The following is a 16,814-nucleotide window of genomic DNA, read 5'->3' on the forward strand; positions in this document are numbered from 1 at the left end:
TACCACCTTGGAAGTTTCATCAAATCTCTGATCATGTTTCATTTGAAAAATGCGTGGCTGATAAAACTATTTCATTGTATTTTCACGATGACTGTTGCCGTAGATTTTACTTTTCCAGCTGTGACGACACCACCAGGTAGCGCAGTTAAAGTTGCCTTATAGTCCTGTGTATAGCGCGTAAAACCGGGTGTGACTTCTCCTTCGCTCTTGGCGCCTTCTAAAACACCATACCAACCTGCTTCTGCATTACCACCAGGTGATGCATTTTTATTGAGAAAACGTATCCCTTTCTTTAATCCCACATGTTCTATTTGAATACCAACTCCTTTGGCTGAGTTAGGATTGCTGTCATAACCATCTGAAAGTAAATAATTGCTAGAACCAAACTGATTATTTAAGTTCAATCGTTGTGCAGCATCTGCTGCAGCTGCAGAAGGTTGAAATCCGATTGCGAAATTTCCAGTTTTCGTCCCTGACAAAACATCTTTTGAATTACATTCGAGTATGACCTGAAAACCGGCATCAACCGTTTGTCCATTTGTTAATGAGGTTTCGATCACTGGTGGGAACGTTACTGTTGTTCCAGTATTACGTGCCACACAAGACTTTGAATTAGTTGCAACTGTCTGACCCGTATAAAAACTATAACCAATACCATTCGAGGTATTGCGTAACCCGGCCCTGACTGAATCATCATTTACTATGTCCGCAAAATTACCCATAGGCACTCCCCCCAACTGAATGGCCATTGCCCACTGTCTACACCCATTTTTATAAGCTCCACTCTTGGCCTGTCTTCCGCAGTCGTGAAAGCTCCCGCCACTCCCTGAAGGCAGTGAACTGACACGATATACACTCGCTTCTACCGTTGGAAGATCCTTTAATCGAATATCAATTTTTGTAGAGTCATTCGGGTTCGTCGCATAATCATTAAGATTAACCCGTTGATATATAGTGTTGACCGCTATCCCACCTACGGTAAATCTAGCCCCAACATATTGCCAATATGTACTAAAGGCATTATCCAGACCATCTTTAGCACCAACATCATAACGACCATTAAAAGGTGAGTAACCATTGGTTGCAACCAGGAAATAAATCTGGGTTAAATCCACTTTGTCACATGTCCAAAGGACAGTATCTGGAGGAAAGCGTTGATTGTCTGTTGCCGGAATTACGGTAGAACCAAGAAGCGTGCCCCCAGGCTGTAAATAGAAATCACTAATATTAAAGTTGGGAATGTTCACAGGGGTTGCGATGGAAACATCCGCAACATTCATCGTTTGCGGAATGGGATTACAAATGGCATACGCTGTTGGAGTCAGCAACATGCAACTGATTAGACCCAATACATAATGGGATAAACGCATATTGCTTACTCCTCTACAATACAAGAATTTGAAAGTTTAATTAGGGCTTGCGACAATTGTGCTTCCGGCACAACATAGTTAATTGAGCAGGTATCAGCTTGCTGATCACCCCACTTCACTTTGAGTTTTCCGGCCTTTTCTGCCGTTCGCACATAAACTTGCCCAGCTTGGCCAACCATGCCAATGATTTGATTTTTTTCATTCAGCACATCCGCGCCTAATGGAACATTTTGACCATCAGTGAATTTGCTTTGAATCAATACTGCAAAACCTTGCCGCGTTTTAAAACGAATTTTAATCGCTGACCCAGCATAAGGTGCAACTCTGGTCGTGCCTAATTCAAGCTCAGCATTGGCAGCCATTCCCTTAGGGTCTAGAGAAACCGTATTAAAACGATAAGGTGTAAGTGATGAAACCAATGCATAACCATTACGGTCAATCTTGGTATCATAGGCATTTAAAAGATGTGCCCCTTTGGCCCCTTTGGCCTCAACTAAAGCAAAGGTATCACCCAAGTAATTACCCAAAGTAATACCACCAGAATGAATTGCCAAAGCACCTTGAGCATTCAAGGAGGTTTGCCAATAATTATCACCTTTAGAGGCATTCATACTGGTATTCACATAATTAAAACGTTTACTTAACCCTGCATTCCAAACATTGACGCGAGATTGATCGTCGTAGCTAAGACCAAGCGAATAGTCCAGATTTTTAAAGTAATCGATTGAACCCATTAACGAGGCTTGATAACTATTACGTTGGTCTGCATTGTTATAATCTAGCTGCGCGCTTTTGGCGTAATTACTTTTAGACAAAGGAAAGCTAAAAGACAGCCCATAACTGGTACTATTATTGGTTGAAAATGATGGACGAATATAATCTTGATCATAATCAGCGCCACCAACGCTATAACCTTGTTTCTGTCTTGCAATCGAAGCGCTCATGCTCACGCCATTACGAAAGGCGGTGTTATAGCCCAATTGCAGTTGGTAATCGTCAGGTTTGTTATCGCGATAATTGGATGCAGAGCCTGAAACAAAAAAAGTGCCTAAACGCCCCATTGCTTGGTTTAAAACCAACGTCGCTCTAGATTGCTCATGCAACGTCGCAGATTGGAAATCACTTCCCTCGCGTGCAGATTCTCTTAAAGAAATTACGTTGGCTAAGTCATAATATCCGAGGGTGGAAAAACGATATCCAGCCAAAGCAATCGTGGTATTGGTGGCCTGAAATGTTTTGCTGTAACTCGCACCAAACATCCAACCATCAACTGAACCTTGCTCAGGTAATTTTGCCAGTGAATAGGTCGCATCGACACTAAAAGCACCGAGAAAATTGGTATATGCCGACCCAAACATGGTCGCAACATAACCATCGGCAACTCGAATACCATTATTTAAGGTAATCGCATTATTTAAACCATACTGCGTTGTAATATTCCCAAACGTGGTATCTTCACCAATACCGCGTGTGCGCCCAATATCTAGACTATATTTAAAGGCACCTTTCCGAATTGACTCTGGAACGGCAGAAAAAGGCACACGGAAACTTGAACTGCTACCATCAGCCTCAGTCACAAAAACCTCTAAATCCCCATTATAATTGGTCGGATATAGGTCAGAAATTTTAAAAGGCCCAGCAGCAACGGTGGTCTGATATATTTCATTTCCATTCTGTACAACAGAAACTTTGGCTGTGGTTTTGGCTATCCCTTGAATCACGGGTGCATAACCACGCTGTGACTCTGGTAACATGCGATCATCGGTGGCCAGACTGATTCCGTTAAAATTTAGACCAGAGAAAAAACGTCCCGTACTTGATAATTGACCAAGGGCCAATTCACTTTGAATCTGCGTCAGTGGTCGCTTCACATAACTACGAATAACATTCCACTCTGTACCTTGGCTATTATTGGTAATACTTGATTGTTGACGGAATTGCCACTTACCTAGATTAATACCACCATTGAACGATACATATGCTGAATCTTGACGGTTTTTACCACCCACAACATCATATTCACTGTAATAATAATTGGCTAAATAATTAATAAATCCAATGGAAGTTCCCGTACTTAACTCAGCAGGCGAAACATAACCACGTGGAATCTGCTTCATAAAAGTATTTGGAATACTTAAATCCAATCTGAGGCGGCTAATATCGAAATCATAACTTGCATAATCGACGAAAGCACTTAATGGTCTACATTGATTCTCATCAGAATCAAGTGCTGCACTAATTGGCGTTTTAATTAAAACATTGGCTCGTGTTAATTGCTCCGCACTAAAACACGGCTGTACTTTATCTTTGTTATTTGCAACAAAGCGTATGGAATCGTCAGCCACAAAGCTATTATTAATAAACAAACTGACTTTATAGGTACCCGCAACCACATCCTCACCTTGACTCAAGCGCAATAAGGCATCTTTATTAAATAAGGCTCCACGGAATAACTCACTATCAAAGACGAACTCATTTTCTGTCTGTTCTGTCTCTGCTTGGTTAGGCCCAACTTGACCCTTTTCTTGAATGACAAGATTCTCAGCATGGCTCGGCAGCATAATATATGCGCCTAGCAAAATGCTTAGCCATGTATTCGAGGATGGGAGGGCTGAATAAAGTTTCATGATTAATGCTCATTGCGATGCGGTACTTCACTCGGTACAGACACGCCATAATCGTTTAGAAGTCCTATTGTCATGGTTATATTTGCAGGATTCAGATTTTTCTTATTACTATCCCACTGCACAGATTCACCTGGGGCAACCATAATACTGTTTGCGATCTCAGTACTTTGACCATTAATAATTAAACTCGCATTATTAATGTTGGCGTAATATGGGCTATTGTTTTTAAACTCAATAAAATCATTTTGATTTTTTTGAATGAGCTTATATGAGATATTTTTATTTATATCAAATGGGCTAATTGACAAACCTGTTGGTCGATAAAATACTTTGACCCGATTTTTAAAAACAATGAGCATTTTATTTTTATCCGTATCCGTTGCTTTGGATGACGGAATTTCAGAAAAATTTAAATAAAACACACTTTCTCTATCCGTAGGCATACTGGCTTTATCGCCGGTAAAAAGTAGACGTACAATCTGACCTTTAGCCGATCCAGTTTTAAAAATCTGGGGCGTCGCAAGAAAAGGAGCATCGGCATTTTCTGCTGTTAAACGCTCATCGCCTGCATCTAACCAGACTTGCACAATATTAGGCGTGTTATCGCTATTCTGAAATTGAATCGTTTTTTCATTTTGATCTGCGGGGAATATAACCCGAGTTCCAACCATAGTAATCGCCGCCTGCGCGGTACTATAGAGGACAACACTGCTAAATATAGCTGCAACGGATAATCTTAATAGAGAACGATAAACTTTCATAATAGCAACCCAATTATATTTAATGGTAATCTCCGCCATTACCTACGGTAATCGCAGAGAATTTTATTACTTGCTATTACCGTAGCTGGTAATAGCAGAGTAATATGCCTTCTACATCAACACCTGCTTAGAGATAACTAAGTGTATATTCTGCAATACTGGTTACTTTACCGGCGGTCGCAGCACCATCAACGGCAATATAGCGAACACCAAAAGTATGCTCTCCTGAAGTCTGATCTTTTTCCACAACCAAACCAGCAACTGGAGTCACATCATTCAATACCACTGGCGTTTCACCTTTTTCATCGGTTGTGAGCTGTAAAGCCACGTTTGTTGCAGCAGTTGGAGCTAAAGCCGTATTGACTAAATTTCCGTTTTTAACGTTGCGGCCTAAAAACTTAGTTGTAATGTTCAGCGCATTGGTCGCATCGGCCGTGCAGTTTGCAACACTGATCGTAAATGGAGTAAGACCAGTCACATCACCTATAGTCGCCAACTCACTTGAAGGCACCGTCGGAAGTAACACGACTGCATTGTCTTGACCATTAATTGATGGAGTACAAGTCTGGTCTGTAACTTCACCCTCAAAAGTAATTGTTGGAGCTGCATTTACGACAGTCGAAAAAGCCATTACTGCGAAAGCGCTAGAAAGTAAAATTTTATTCAATTTCATGAGTAACCTCTTAACCTTTAATTTAGATGGGAGAATGAAAACAAGTTATTTGTTTCCTTGAATTCAAATTTAATATAATACTTTTCAACTATTTTAGTTTTTCGAATTGTGACTGAGTTCTCATATTATATCCGTGTTTTTTTACTTTATTTTTTTAAAACATAGATTTATAATTTTATTTTTTTTACAATTGGTAAAATACCAGTAATATTAAACTAACGTATTTTCACACTATATTAAATAAAAACTTCATATTTACTGTTGTTATTATTTACCACTAGCAAGATCTTAAGAATTAATCCCCCTGTATTTTAAATTTCACTTTAAAAACAAAATAATATTTGAAATAGATCAAAAAAAGAATGATTATTCGCATAATTAATCCACTAATGCTCAAATCCAGACATTTAAAAGCATAATATCGCCAAGCACACCAACCATTAAATATTTTAACTTACTAATATTTATTTATTTTATAATAACTTAATTTTAATAAAACAGCGTTTCCTCTTTATATACTGCATAAACTCAAATCAGAAATCTAAAATATTGCTCTATATCAGCTGCCATTACTCAAATTGGCATTTGCTTCTTTATGTTCGAATAACGATTGAAGCGGATTGAATACGCCGAGCCTGCACTCCATTTCCCTCGAACAATGCCTATTTTTCAAGATTATGCTTAGCTTCGCGATGCTTTCCAGACTGCTCAACTTGGTTACTTTCAAGCGACAACATACTTTAAAGGTATTTATATAAACTTTTTGAGTTATTGTTATCAGCAGCCTTATCCCTATAATAAAATTGATTAGATTATATAAAGCGCCGCTATCTCGCTCTGAAATCATTATTATTTCAAAACTAGCTGATGTTATGCTGACAACATTCATAGACGTTAAGCACAATACCATTTAGCCAGATAGAAAAATAATATCTAATCAGAGTATGAAGTGATTTAAAGCGCTTATTTTTAGCATCATTAAGGAGAGAGTCATGAATGTAAAAATTTTTGATACAGAGGAAGTACAGAATTTTCTACGTCTAGCCAGCGGTTTAGAACAAGAAGGTGGCAATCCGCGCATGAAGCAGATCACGCATCGTATTCTTTCTGATCTGTATAAGGCGATTGAAGACCTAGAAATTACTTCAGATGAATATTGGTCTGGCGTTGCTTATTTTAACCAGCTAGGTACCAACCAAGAAGCAGCATTGTTATCTCCTGGCTTAGGGATCGACCGTTTTCTTGATATGCGTATGGATGCCCAAGATGAAGCACTTGGCATAGAGGTGGGCACACCACGAACCATTGAAGGGCCACTTTATGTTGTTGGGGCACCTGTAGAACAAGGCTTTGCACGCTTAGATGATGGCAGTGATCCAGATGGCGATCCGTTAGTCATGCACGGCGTGATCTATGATGCCGATGGTCAACCCATTCCTGGTGCACAAGTTGAAGTTTGGCATGCCAACACCAAAGGTTTCTATTCACACTTTGACCCAACAGGCGAGCAAGCACCATTCAACATGCGTCGCACGATTATTGCTGACGATCAGGGTCGCTATCGTTTTCAAAGTATTGTGCCTAAAGGCTATGGTTGCCCACCAGAAGGTCCAACCCAACAATTCCTCAATCAATTGGGTCGTCACGGTAACCGCCCTGCGCATATTCACTTCTTTATTACTGCTGATGGTCATCGTAAATTAACCACACAGTTAAATATCGAAAATGACCCATTTGTATATGATGACTTTGCTTATGCAACACGTGAAGGTTTGGTTGTGCCAATCGTTGAACATACAGATGAAGCTGTTCTCAAAGCGAATGGCATGAGTGAACCATTTGGTGAAATGGAATTTGATTTCAAACTGAGTAAATTGGTTGAAGGCGTAGACAACCAAGTGGTTGAACGCCCTCGCTTACAAGCATAAGTTCGCCCTTGAACTTTTAATCAAAAGTTAAGTTTCAATCTATAAATCTGGCTGGATCAGTTCAGCCAGATTTTTCATTAAGGAATACTGAGAATAAAATATGGATATGAAAATCGTTGATGAGGCCGTAGAACAAATTGCTCAAGTGCTTCCAGAAAGACAAATCGATTTGGTACGGCTCAAGGCCTTAGCCCCCATAGAACGACCGGCAACCGTTACCGTCATTGGTAAATATAATCACGGTAAAAGTCGATTACTCAACGAACTGATTGGCCATGATATCTTTTCAGTCGCAGACCGACGTGAAACCATAGCCCTCTCCGAACACACCCATCAATCTGAACACTTACAACAACCCGTCTCTTGGCTTGATGCACCGGGCCTAGATGCCGATGTGGTTGGTGAAGATGACCGCCTTGCACAAGAAGCTTTATGGTGTAAATCAGATATCCGACTCTTTGTTCATTCGGTGAAAGAAGGCGAGCTTGATTCTGCAGAACACCCATTACTGCAACGACTCGATCAAGATACGCAACGCACCCAACGTCAAACTCTATTGGTATTAACCCAAGTCGATCAAGTTGCAGACCCTGCTGTACTCAGCCAAGTGATCAACACCATTGAGCAGCAAGTTCCACAACTCACTACTTTTCCAGTATCGGCAACACGCCATCGCCAAGGTTTAGAGGGTGGAAAACAATTATTACTGCAACGAAGCGGTCTTACGGAACTTCGCGCAGCTTTAGATGCGGCTTTGGGCAATGTCCCGCAAGCAAGAGCACATGAAAAAGCCTTATTATTTACTGAAATAAATGAGGAGCTATTGCAGCGACATGATCGCTTGCAGCAGCAGCTACAAGATTTACGACAGACCCAACACAGCCAACGCCAAGCCTTTGATGACGGTTTAGATGGTGTACTTAAAAAAGTCTGTGAGGATTTACAACCGACGTTAGACATGATCGACCACGATGATGCTTTGGTTCCTGATTCTTTTGACAATATGTTTAAGATGACTGCAGGCAAACAAGAACGCGCCCGCCTCCAAGTTGCCTACTCGCTCGCTTGTATTGAGATTAATAGTCATCTGGTGCGCCACGGCGTGGTAAGTTTACCGGCACAGCAAAGAAGCAATGTGCGTAGTTTAGACACGGTTATGATTGCGGTATTGGGTGTCTCGGTGAAATCACGCAAAGACTTACGCAAAATTTTTGGCGAACGAACCGGACGTGAAAAATTACGCCATGGTTTTGCTCATTATTTTGAGTTGTCGAATGATCGTGTAGCACTTGCACAGCAGTTGGTCATGCTTGAAGCGGATCTGCTCCAAGCCGATCAAGCACGTACAGCACTGCATCGGTTAGGGGCTGCGTAATCATGAATAACACCTCGATTCAAGATTTTATTTACAGACTGGATCAGTCGCACCAACACGCTTTTGCCGTAGATCGCTTATTGCAAGACCTGCACGATTGGCGTAGCCAGTTCGGTTATGCCCTGCAACAGCATTTACAAGTTGTGGGCGGCTTTCAGCTTGAAAGCCCTTTACAAAAGCTGCAACTCGAGATGAACCAACAGCTTGAACTACACATGCAAGGCTGGGACGCACAATGGGCTGCTTTAGCACCTGCACAGTCCTTGGCTGAAGCCTTTGATGACAAAGTCATGCTCTTGGTCTTTGGCAAGTTTAATGCGGGTAAAAGTTCATTATGCAACTTATTAGCAGATAGCTTTCGCTTGCAGCAGCAGGCTGTAAAATATTTTCATCTTGAAAATGGGCAAGTGGTTTATCGCTTAGCCCCCTTGCGCGAGGGTGCGACTGAAACAACGGCAAGATTACAAGGGGTCTGTTTAGGCGAAAAACTTATTCTCCTAGATACCCCTGGCTTGCATTCTGTGACTGCTGAAAATGCAGCATTGACCCAACGATTTATTGATAGTGCCGATGGCGTACTGTGGTTAAGTAGTTCCTCCTCGCCAGGACAAGTCCAAGAATTGGATGCACTCGGACGTGAGCTACGTCGGCATAAACCGCTGCTTCCGATTCTTACCCGTAGTGATCAAGTTGAAGAAGATGAGGTCGATGGTGAAATTTGTAGCGTCCTGTGCAATAAAAATGCATCACAACGTGCGTTACAAGAAGCGGATGTCTACCAACGTAGTAAAGACAAACTGCAAGAAATGGCAGTCGATCATCAGTTATTGCGTACCCCCGTGTCTATTTCTGCTCAAATGGTGCGTCAGGCTGACTTTGATCAGCAAGCAATGACTGAAGCAGGTGTTGATCAACTTTTTCATGCGTTGTTAGATTTGATCGAACCCGCACTGGATTATAAGCAACGTAAACCTGCTGAAATATTCATTCATTATTTACAAGAACACATTCTTGAGCCGATACAGCACATTTTAAAACAGATGCTCGCGCAAATTGCACAGCTCAGCAGTGATATGCAAACTGCACTGCCAGTGTTACAAGAGAAAGTGATTGCCAATACATGGCGTCACGTTGTACCTGAACTTGGCACACTCTTGGCACAGCATGCTGCAACACAAGATGTCGATATTGTCTGTAAAACCCTTGAAAACTGGGCAAACGAGGCTTTATCTCAGCAGCTAGCAGAACATTTGACTGACTACGCATTACCCAGTCTTGCACCAGTGACGCTGAATTTAGCAGCCCATATTCGCTACGAAGTCATCGCAGCACATCGGAGCACTGATGAGCCAACGATTGCGTATGATCAACTCCATGCAGAGCTTTCCAACCAATTACAACAAAGTCTGAGCCAACCGCTTGCCCCCCTCTTTGCGGAATGCACTGCCTATCTGAATGCCCTCGATCACAGCCTGCAACAGCGACGTGAAATGCTAATGCAGTTCACCCAAACCTTGGATCAGACCGCACAACAAATGCGGCTTGCCTAAAAATGAAGTTGGATCATGCCAAGTATGCTTTAAGTGTACTTGGCTTTAATGACTGGTTAATTTTAAAATAATCAGGATTTATTCAAGACGTATCGCACACACTAAAACGCCAGTTCACCGCAATGAACTGGCGATTAGAAATATGCTGTCTTTATAAAGTCAAATTAAAGGTCAAATAATTTACCTGGATTCATAATTCCATTTGGATCGAAGACTTTTTTCAGGGCGCGCATATATTCAATTTCTTCGGCAGAGCGGGTATAGCCCAAATAAGGTTTTTTGGTCATGCCCACACCGTGTTCAGCAGAAATAGAACCATCATATTTTTGGACAGTCTCAAATACATATTGATTCACCACCTGACATTTCGCAAAAAACTCATCTTTGCTAAGCTCTGCCGGTTTTAGAATATTCAAATGCAAGTTACCATCACCGATATGCCCGAACCAACAAATTTCAAAGTCAGGATAATTACTGCTGACAATCGCATCAATTTCTTCAATGAATGCTGGAATATGAGTAATTAAAACTGAAATATCATTTTTGTATGGAATAAAGGGCGCAATCGACTCAGATATATCTTCGCGTAAACGCCATAAGCTTTGGACTTGCTCAAGACTTTGGCTCAAGACACCATCCAGTACCCAACCCTGTTCCATGCAGTGCTCGAAGATTTCCATTGCAGCATCCATAATCGGTTCATAGGGTGCTTCAAATTCGAGTAATACATAAAACGGACATTCGCTCGCAAAAGGACGTTGCACATGACCACGATCCAATACTTTTTGCATCGCAAGTTCGCCAAAGAACTCAAATGCCGTTAGATCGATTTTATTTTGGAAGGCATGTAATACAGGCATAATCGCAGCAAAATCAGGAACACCGAGCACCATCACTTGTAAGTCATGCGGTTGACGTTCGAGTTTGATTTCTGCTTCAGTGACAATACCCAACGTTCCTTCACCACCAATAAACAAATGCTGCAAAGCGTAGCCGGTAGCATTTTTAATCATGCCTTTGTTTAAACGCAGTACATCACCTTTACCAGTCACCACGGTCAAACCAAGTACCCAATTGCGGGTCATGCCATATTTGATGACTTTAATACCACCAGCATTGGTGCCGATATTGCCACCCATTTGCGATGAACCAGCAGAAGCGAAATCAACGGGGTAATACATACCCTGTTCTTCGGCATAGTTTTGCAGCTGTTCGGTCACCACGCCTGATTGGATTCGAACCATGCGATCTGCAGGGAAGAATTCCAAAATCTGGTTCATTTTATCGAGGCTAATCACAATCTCGCCATCGGCTGCAACAGCACCTGCCGACAATCCGGTACGGCCGCCACTCGGTGTAATCGCGATATTGAATTGATTGGCAAGTTTTACAATCGCTTGAACTTGTTCAGTCGTTGATGGAAATACAATCACGGACGGGTTTGGATCAAAATGTTTGGTATGATCGCGGCCCCAATTTTCGAGGCTATCCGCATCGGTTTTAATACGATTTTCACCGACTACGGCAGTTAATTGGGTTAACAACTCAGCTGTTAGAGCGACTGGAGCATTCATCGTGTGTAGACCTGGCAAGAATTAACAAGACAATTAAACAAAGGAAATAAACGGCGTATTGAGGACGGTGTATAAGGCTATTTTCAAGACCAATCCCCTGCTCAATACAACGCACAGTATAAAGTATTTTGAATAGAAACCGTGGCTTTGCTCAAGATAAATCCGCGTGGCCATAAAACATTTAGGAATGTGAGGCGCTGGTTAAAGAGCAAAGTTATTGAAATACCCTGTTGATTCAGCTTTATTTTAACAAGCACATCACAGTCCCAATTTACTGATGTACATTAGCCTGCAGCTTAATCTCAGACCAATGTTGAGATTCTGATCTTATTAATTTTAAAAAATGCATCCGTATAAGCACAAAGCAAATGCCTATAAACCAACGATTATGTTATGCTACCGCGACTAAATTTGGCCTTTGTAGCGGAGCCGTAATGAGCCAACATCTTTCTCTACCAAAAGATAAAATTCGTTTCCTATTGCTTGAAGGTGTGCATCAAAATGCCATCGATACCTTGCATGCAGCAGGATATACCAACATTGACTATCACAAAACCGCACTTGAAGGCGATGCTTTAAAAGCAGCGATTAAAGATGCGCATTTTGTTGGTATCCGTTCTCGCACCCAATTGACTGAAGAGATTTTTGCTTCAGCCAACAAACTCATTGCTGTCGGTTGTTTCTGTATCGGAACCAACCAAGTTAATTTAGATGCAGCTATGGAACGTGGTATTCCAGTTTTCAACGCACCGTATTCAAATACGCGTTCTGTTGCTGAATTGGTTTTAGCAGAATCAATTTTACTCCTCCGTGGCGTGCCTGAGAAATCAGCATCTTGTCATCGTGGTGGCTGGAATAAATCTGCAGCGGGTTCATTTGAAACACGTGGTAAAACATTAGGGATTGTGGGTTACGGCTCAATTGGCTCACAACTTTCTGTATTGGCTGAAAGCCTCGGCATGCACGTGATCTATTATGATGCAGTGACCAAGTTGCCAATGGGTAATGCACGTCAAGTCGGTTCAATGGCAGAATTATTGGCCAGCGCTGATGTTGTGACGCTGCATGTACCAGACGTTCCATCAACCCGCAACTTCTTTGGCAAAGCACAATTTGCACAAATGAAAGCAGGTTCAATCTTCATCAATGCGGCACGTGGTACCTGTGTGGTAATTGAAGATTTAGCAGATGCGATTAAATCGGGTCATATTGCAGGCGCTGCAGTTGACGTATTCCCGAAAGAACCAAAAGCCAATGGTGAAGAGTTTATTTCGCCATTACGTGGTTTAGACAACGTGATTCTTACCCCGCACGTTGGTGGTTCAACCATGGAAGCGCAAGCCAACATTGGTCTAGAAGTGGCTGAAAAATTTGTTGCTTATTCAGATAAAGGCATGACTTTATCTGCAGTGAATTTCCCAGAAATCGCACTGCCGTTAACTGAAGGCAAACATCGTCTTTTACACATTCATCGCAATGTGCCGGGCGTTTTGTCTAAAATTAACAATTTATTTGCTGAACACGGTATCAATATCTCAGGTCAATCTTTAATGACCAAAGGTGATGTCGGTTACTTGGTGATGGATGTCGATGCCACTGCATCTCAAGAAGCATTAGACACCTTGCATGAAGTTGAAGGCACCATCCGCGTTCGTATATTGTTCTAATTACGAAACAAAGATGACATAACTTGAGTGACGTTCACGTTGCTCAGGTCTGCGCTTTTCATAAAGAAACCACACTTATAGCTAAATAAAGTAAAATCTTTGTTTAATGTAAGTTGTGGTTTTTTTATGATGAGTGCATTCACAGAATCGCGCTTGTCCGCAAATTTGGTGTATTGATGCAAGCCTTAAAAAATCCATCCAATCTGCAAGCAGTACTGCTCCTCTTATTGGCGATGATCTGCCTCCAGAGTAGTGGCTCCTTAGCCAAAGTGCTGTTTAATGAATTTCCCGTGCTCACCGTTGGTGCCATGCGCTTGATGTTGAGTGCGCTGATTTTGGCTGTTATTTTTAAAGCTTGGCAAATCGATTTCAAAGCGATTCGCTGGAAAGCCATTCTCGGTTATGGCTGTGCGCTTGCAGGCATGAATATTCTGTTTTATAGCGCAATTAATCGACTCCCGTTGGGCATCGCAGTGTCATTTGAGTTTATTGGACCACTTGGCGTTGCATTGTATTACGCCAAGCAAAAATATGATTTCATCTGGGTTGGCTTGGCGATATTGGGCATGATTTTATTATTCCCATTTGATCAAGCAGCACAATCCCTCGATTTGGTTGGCATTGCCTATGCGCTGGGTGCAGGTGCATGTTGGGCCTTATATATTGTAGCCGGGCAAAAACCATCAGGTATTTCAGGTAATCATACCGTCTGTTTGGGTATGTTTATTGGCATGTTCATTATGCTGCCCTTTTTATTTTTCTCCCCAGTTTTGGCCAAAATCGCCACCTTACCTTATTTCTATTATTTTATTGCCTTAGCAATCTTGGCCAGTGCACTGCCTTTTAGCTTGGAAATGATTGCTCTCAGAAATATGACACCGCTCAGCTTTGGTACATTGACCAGCTTAGAACCTGCTGTCGCCGCCATGTCGGGTTTTATTTTCCTCAATGAATATTTGTTGTGGACACAATGGTTGGCCCTGCTCACCATTGTTTCAGCCTCTGTCGGCTGTACCATTACCACCCAACGTGCTCGCCTCGCGCGTGAGCAAAAACAGCTAGAGCAATAGCCAGATATTCGCTATAAAAATACATATTCGCTGAGAAATACACTGCTGCAATACTCCAGTAAAGCTGAATCAGCACTTCTTCTTTTTTGTTGTTGAAACAAAGATTAAGCAAAGCGATCATGCTAGAATTTCAAACCTTGATTGCTTTGTTTTCTGCTATGCCAAATACTCAATTCGCTGCGGTATGCTGCATGATTTTATCCATGGTGGCTTATCAAATCAGTGCCTCTTTTGCCAAGCAATTGATTGCGGTATTGGATCCGCTTACGGTGGTGACCTTAAGGCTTTGCTTTGCATCCATCATGATATTTTTCATGTTCCGTTCTTGGAAAATCATCAAGCGACTACCGCATTTACATTGGCGTGACCTGCTGTGCTACACCGCAGCTGTTGCACTCATGAATGTCTTGTTTTATGCCTCTTTGGGCAAGCTACCACAAGGTATTGCCGTAGGACTTGAGTTTCTTGGCCCACTCACCTTGGCCTTACTTTCGATCAAACAAAAATCCGATTATCTTTGGGTTGGCTTGGCTATTTTAGGCATTGCGCTCATGGTGCCGTGGCAGCAAACTGCACAGCAAAACTTCTCTTATCTGGGCGCGGCATTTGCCCTCGGTGCGGGTGTCTGCTGGGCATTTTATATTTATTTCGGTCAAAAAGTCGTGCGGCAAAATATTGGTTTACACGCACTGACCATTGCCATTGTCTTGTCTGCCCTGATGCTGCTCCCAGTCAGTCTGGTACACAATCCTCATGCACTGATTCAAACTGAATACTGGGGTTATGCCTTGGTGATTGCTCTGCTGGCAACAGCTATTCCTTATGCCCTCGATTTAATGGCGCTCAAGCAACTAAGCAAACTCAGTTATGGCACACTGTCTAGTCTTTCTCCAGCCATTGCCGCTGTGGCAGGGATGTTATTGCTTAATGAGAAAATCACGTTATTACAAACCCTCGCCTTGGTCTGCATTATGTTGGCATCGGTGGGTGTAACTTTACGCAGTCAAAAAAAGCCCCCGGTGCTGGTTGAGTAAAACATAAGCATGAGATGACTGCCCCTTTTTTAGTACTGAATGGATGATTAATGAAACAATATTTATTTGGCCCTATTCCAAAACTCCCGGTTAAGAGCATCGCGTGGATCATGCCTCTCATTTTATCGGGCTTAATGAGTGCCTCACTCTCCTGTTTTAATATGTGGATGTATAGCGGATTCTTCGAAGGCTTCTTTCAGGCATGGTTAAACAGTTGGCTGCTTTCATGGCTTGTTGCTTATCCACTTATTCTGATTTTCTTGCCTTTGGTTCGCAACTTTCTGTTGCAGATTACTGAAACACCTCCAGTCAATAACCACAAAGAATAGTCAGCTCAGTGCTTTAAAATGTGAATTATATTAGGGTCTTTTGGCATTTTTTAAGCAAAATAAAGTGAGGAAGTAAAATTCAATCGTCAAATTAAATTTACTTATCGCTATGCCTCGTACAATGCTAACTGATCAACACAGGTCAAAGCTAAAAACTATTTTCTGTAATTTTTGATATTTATCTCAAACATAATTTACGTTTATTTATTGAAGCTATTCTTTATAGAAGAATAGGTTGCTCTTGGCGTGATTTAATTGATCTATTAGATCTAGAATCAACTGAAACTTTATGTGCCGATAAAGGCTATGATTCTGAAAAATTAAGGGAACAAATTATAAACACAAAAACCAAGGCAAACATTCCAACGCAACTGAATACAAAATTGCGCAACGATGATATGGATTGGTATTTATATAAAATCAGACGCTTGGTCTAAATTTATTGAAAATGATGAAATACCTGTGAGTAAAGATGAAAATATATTTTATTGAAAATTGAGGCTATAAATGAAACGGTGTATCTATATGCTTCATTAACAGACCAATAACAGCTTTATTTAATAAGTTGTATGAGGGGAGGAAAACCATAAATTCTTGTAGGTAACTGGGTATAATCTCAATAAAATGCTTGTATTTCAGATGCTAAGAAAAGCTGATCTCCAAAATGGAACGATCATCAGATAATAGAAATATTTGAACAATTCAAATCCAGATTTAAGAAATAAAATAATGACTATTATAAATTCTAATAAGCTTAAAGCAGATTATTTAAATCTTTTTTTGATTTTTGATTAAAGCTTTATTAAAAGGTTCATTAATTTTTTGTATAAATCATCCAGAATAATTAGAAAATATA

At 41.2% G+C, this 16,814-nt stretch carries 12 protein-coding genes and 1 pseudogene; 8 read left to right on the top strand and 5 right to left on the bottom strand.

The window, feature by feature from the left end; all coding sequences use genetic code 11:
• Positions 1–71: 71 nt before the first annotated feature.
• The 4 genes from FD716_RS15800 to FD716_RS15815 form a co-directional block, all read right to left on the bottom strand.
• The gene (locus tag FD716_RS15800; RefSeq protein ID WP_139853207.1) at positions 72–1,370 is read right to left on the bottom strand and encodes a fimbrial protein; all 1,299 of its coding nucleotides are present in this window, start codon (positions 1,368–1,370) and stop codon (positions 72–74) included.
• 5 nt (positions 1,371–1,375) lie between these two features.
• Entirely contained in the window at positions 1,376–3,997 is a 2,622-nt protein-coding gene (locus tag FD716_RS15805; RefSeq protein ID WP_139853208.1) for a fimbria/pilus outer membrane usher protein, read from the bottom strand.
• Between the two features lie 2 nt (positions 3,998–3,999).
• Complete coding sequence (locus FD716_RS15810; RefSeq protein ID WP_171477062.1) at positions 4,000–4,758, bottom strand: fimbrial biogenesis chaperone; 759 nt, start codon at positions 4,756–4,758, stop codon at positions 4,000–4,002.
• A 127-nt stretch (positions 4,759–4,885) separates the two neighbouring features.
• Positions 4,886–5,431: a fimbrial protein gene (locus FD716_RS15815; protein WP_139853210.1), complete on the bottom strand. Its 546-nt coding sequence runs from the start codon at positions 5,429–5,431 to the stop codon at positions 4,886–4,888.
• Positions 5,432–6,423: 992 nt separating this feature from the next.
• Here FD716_RS15815 and catA point away from each other — a divergent pair.
• The 3 genes from catA (at position 6,424) to FD716_RS15830 (ending at position 10,284) form a co-directional block, all read left to right on the top strand.
• A complete protein-coding gene (catA, locus tag FD716_RS15820; RefSeq protein WP_139853211.1) occupies positions 6,424–7,359 on the top strand; it encodes a catechol 1,2-dioxygenase in 936 nt (311 codons plus the stop codon).
• Positions 7,360–7,459: 100 nt separating this feature from the next.
• Positions 7,460–8,734, top strand: a complete 1,275-nt coding sequence (locus FD716_RS15825) for a GTPase (protein WP_139853212.1) — start codon at positions 7,460–7,462, stop codon at positions 8,732–8,734.
• On the top strand, positions 8,734–10,284 hold the full coding sequence (locus FD716_RS15830) for a dynamin family protein (RefSeq protein ID WP_456049273.1): 1,551 nt from the start codon (positions 8,734–8,736) through the stop codon (positions 10,282–10,284). The genes FD716_RS15825 and FD716_RS15830 overlap by 1 nt, the downstream gene beginning before the upstream one ends.
• A gap of 164 nt (positions 10,285–10,448) precedes the next feature.
• Here the strand turns inward: FD716_RS15830 and FD716_RS15835 are convergent, their stop codons facing one another.
• The gene (locus tag FD716_RS15835) at positions 10,449–11,858 is read right to left on the bottom strand and encodes an FAD-binding oxidoreductase (RefSeq protein WP_139853214.1); all 1,410 of its coding nucleotides are present in this window, start codon (positions 11,856–11,858) and stop codon (positions 10,449–10,451) included.
• 434 nt (positions 11,859–12,292) lie between these two features.
• On the opposite strand from FD716_RS15835, the gene serA reads away from it, so the two are divergent.
• From serA to FD716_RS19520, 5 genes and pseudogenes are all read left to right on the top strand, one after another.
• Entirely contained in the window at positions 12,293–13,525 is a 1,233-nt protein-coding gene (gene serA, locus FD716_RS15840; protein WP_139853215.1) for a phosphoglycerate dehydrogenase, read from the top strand.
• Between the two features lie 176 nt (positions 13,526–13,701).
• Positions 13,702–14,595: an EamA family transporter gene (locus FD716_RS15845; protein WP_139853216.1), complete on the top strand. Its 894-nt coding sequence runs from the start codon at positions 13,702–13,704 to the stop codon at positions 14,593–14,595.
• Between the two features lie 158 nt (positions 14,596–14,753).
• On the top strand, positions 14,754–15,629 hold the full coding sequence (locus tag FD716_RS15850; protein WP_139853722.1) for an EamA family transporter: 876 nt from the start codon (positions 14,754–14,756) through the stop codon (positions 15,627–15,629).
• Positions 15,630–15,679: 50 nt separating this feature from the next.
• The gene (locus FD716_RS15855) at positions 15,680–15,958 is read left to right on the top strand and encodes a DUF2798 domain-containing protein (protein WP_139853217.1); all 279 of its coding nucleotides are present in this window, start codon (positions 15,680–15,682) and stop codon (positions 15,956–15,958) included.
• A 248-nt stretch (positions 15,959–16,206) separates the two neighbouring features.
• Positions 16,207–16,392 (top strand): annotated as a pseudogene (locus FD716_RS19520) (IS5/IS1182 family transposase); the annotation flags it as partial.
• Between the last annotated feature and the right edge of the window lie 422 nt (positions 16,393–16,814).

It is taken from the genome of Acinetobacter pullicarnis, assembly GCF_006352475.1.
Taxonomy (GTDB): domain Bacteria; phylum Pseudomonadota; class Gammaproteobacteria; order Pseudomonadales; family Moraxellaceae; genus Acinetobacter; species Acinetobacter pullicarnis.

Excerpts from the sequence above, each read along its gene's own strand:
- FD716_RS15800 (WP_139853207.1), bottom strand. The coding sequence starts at position 1,370 with ATGCGTTTATCCCATTATGTATTGGGTCTAATCAGTTGCATGTTGCTG.
- FD716_RS15805 (WP_139853208.1), bottom strand. The coding sequence starts at position 3,997 with ATGAAACTTTATTCAGCCCTCCCATCCTCGAATACATGGCTAAGCATT.
- FD716_RS15810 (WP_171477062.1), bottom strand. The coding sequence starts at position 4,758 with ATGAAAGTTTATCGTTCTCTATTAAGATTATCCGTTGCAGCTATATTT.
- FD716_RS15815 (WP_139853210.1), bottom strand. The coding sequence starts at position 5,431 with ATGAAATTGAATAAAATTTTACTTTCTAGCGCTTTCGCAGTAATGGCT.
- catA (WP_139853211.1), top strand. The coding sequence starts at position 6,424 with ATGAATGTAAAAATTTTTGATACAGAGGAAGTACAGAATTTTCTACGT.
- FD716_RS15825 (WP_139853212.1), top strand. The coding sequence starts at position 7,460 with ATGGATATGAAAATCGTTGATGAGGCCGTAGAACAAATTGCTCAAGTG.
- FD716_RS15835 (WP_139853214.1), bottom strand. The coding sequence starts at position 11,858 with ATGAATGCTCCAGTCGCTCTAACAGCTGAGTTGTTAACCCAATTAACT.
- serA (WP_139853215.1), top strand. The coding sequence starts at position 12,293 with ATGAGCCAACATCTTTCTCTACCAAAAGATAAAATTCGTTTCCTATTG.
- FD716_RS15845 (WP_139853216.1), top strand. The coding sequence starts at position 13,702 with ATGCAAGCCTTAAAAAATCCATCCAATCTGCAAGCAGTACTGCTCCTC.
- FD716_RS15850 (WP_139853722.1), top strand. The coding sequence starts at position 14,754 with ATGCCAAATACTCAATTCGCTGCGGTATGCTGCATGATTTTATCCATG.
- FD716_RS15855 (WP_139853217.1), top strand. The coding sequence starts at position 15,680 with ATGAAACAATATTTATTTGGCCCTATTCCAAAACTCCCGGTTAAGAGC.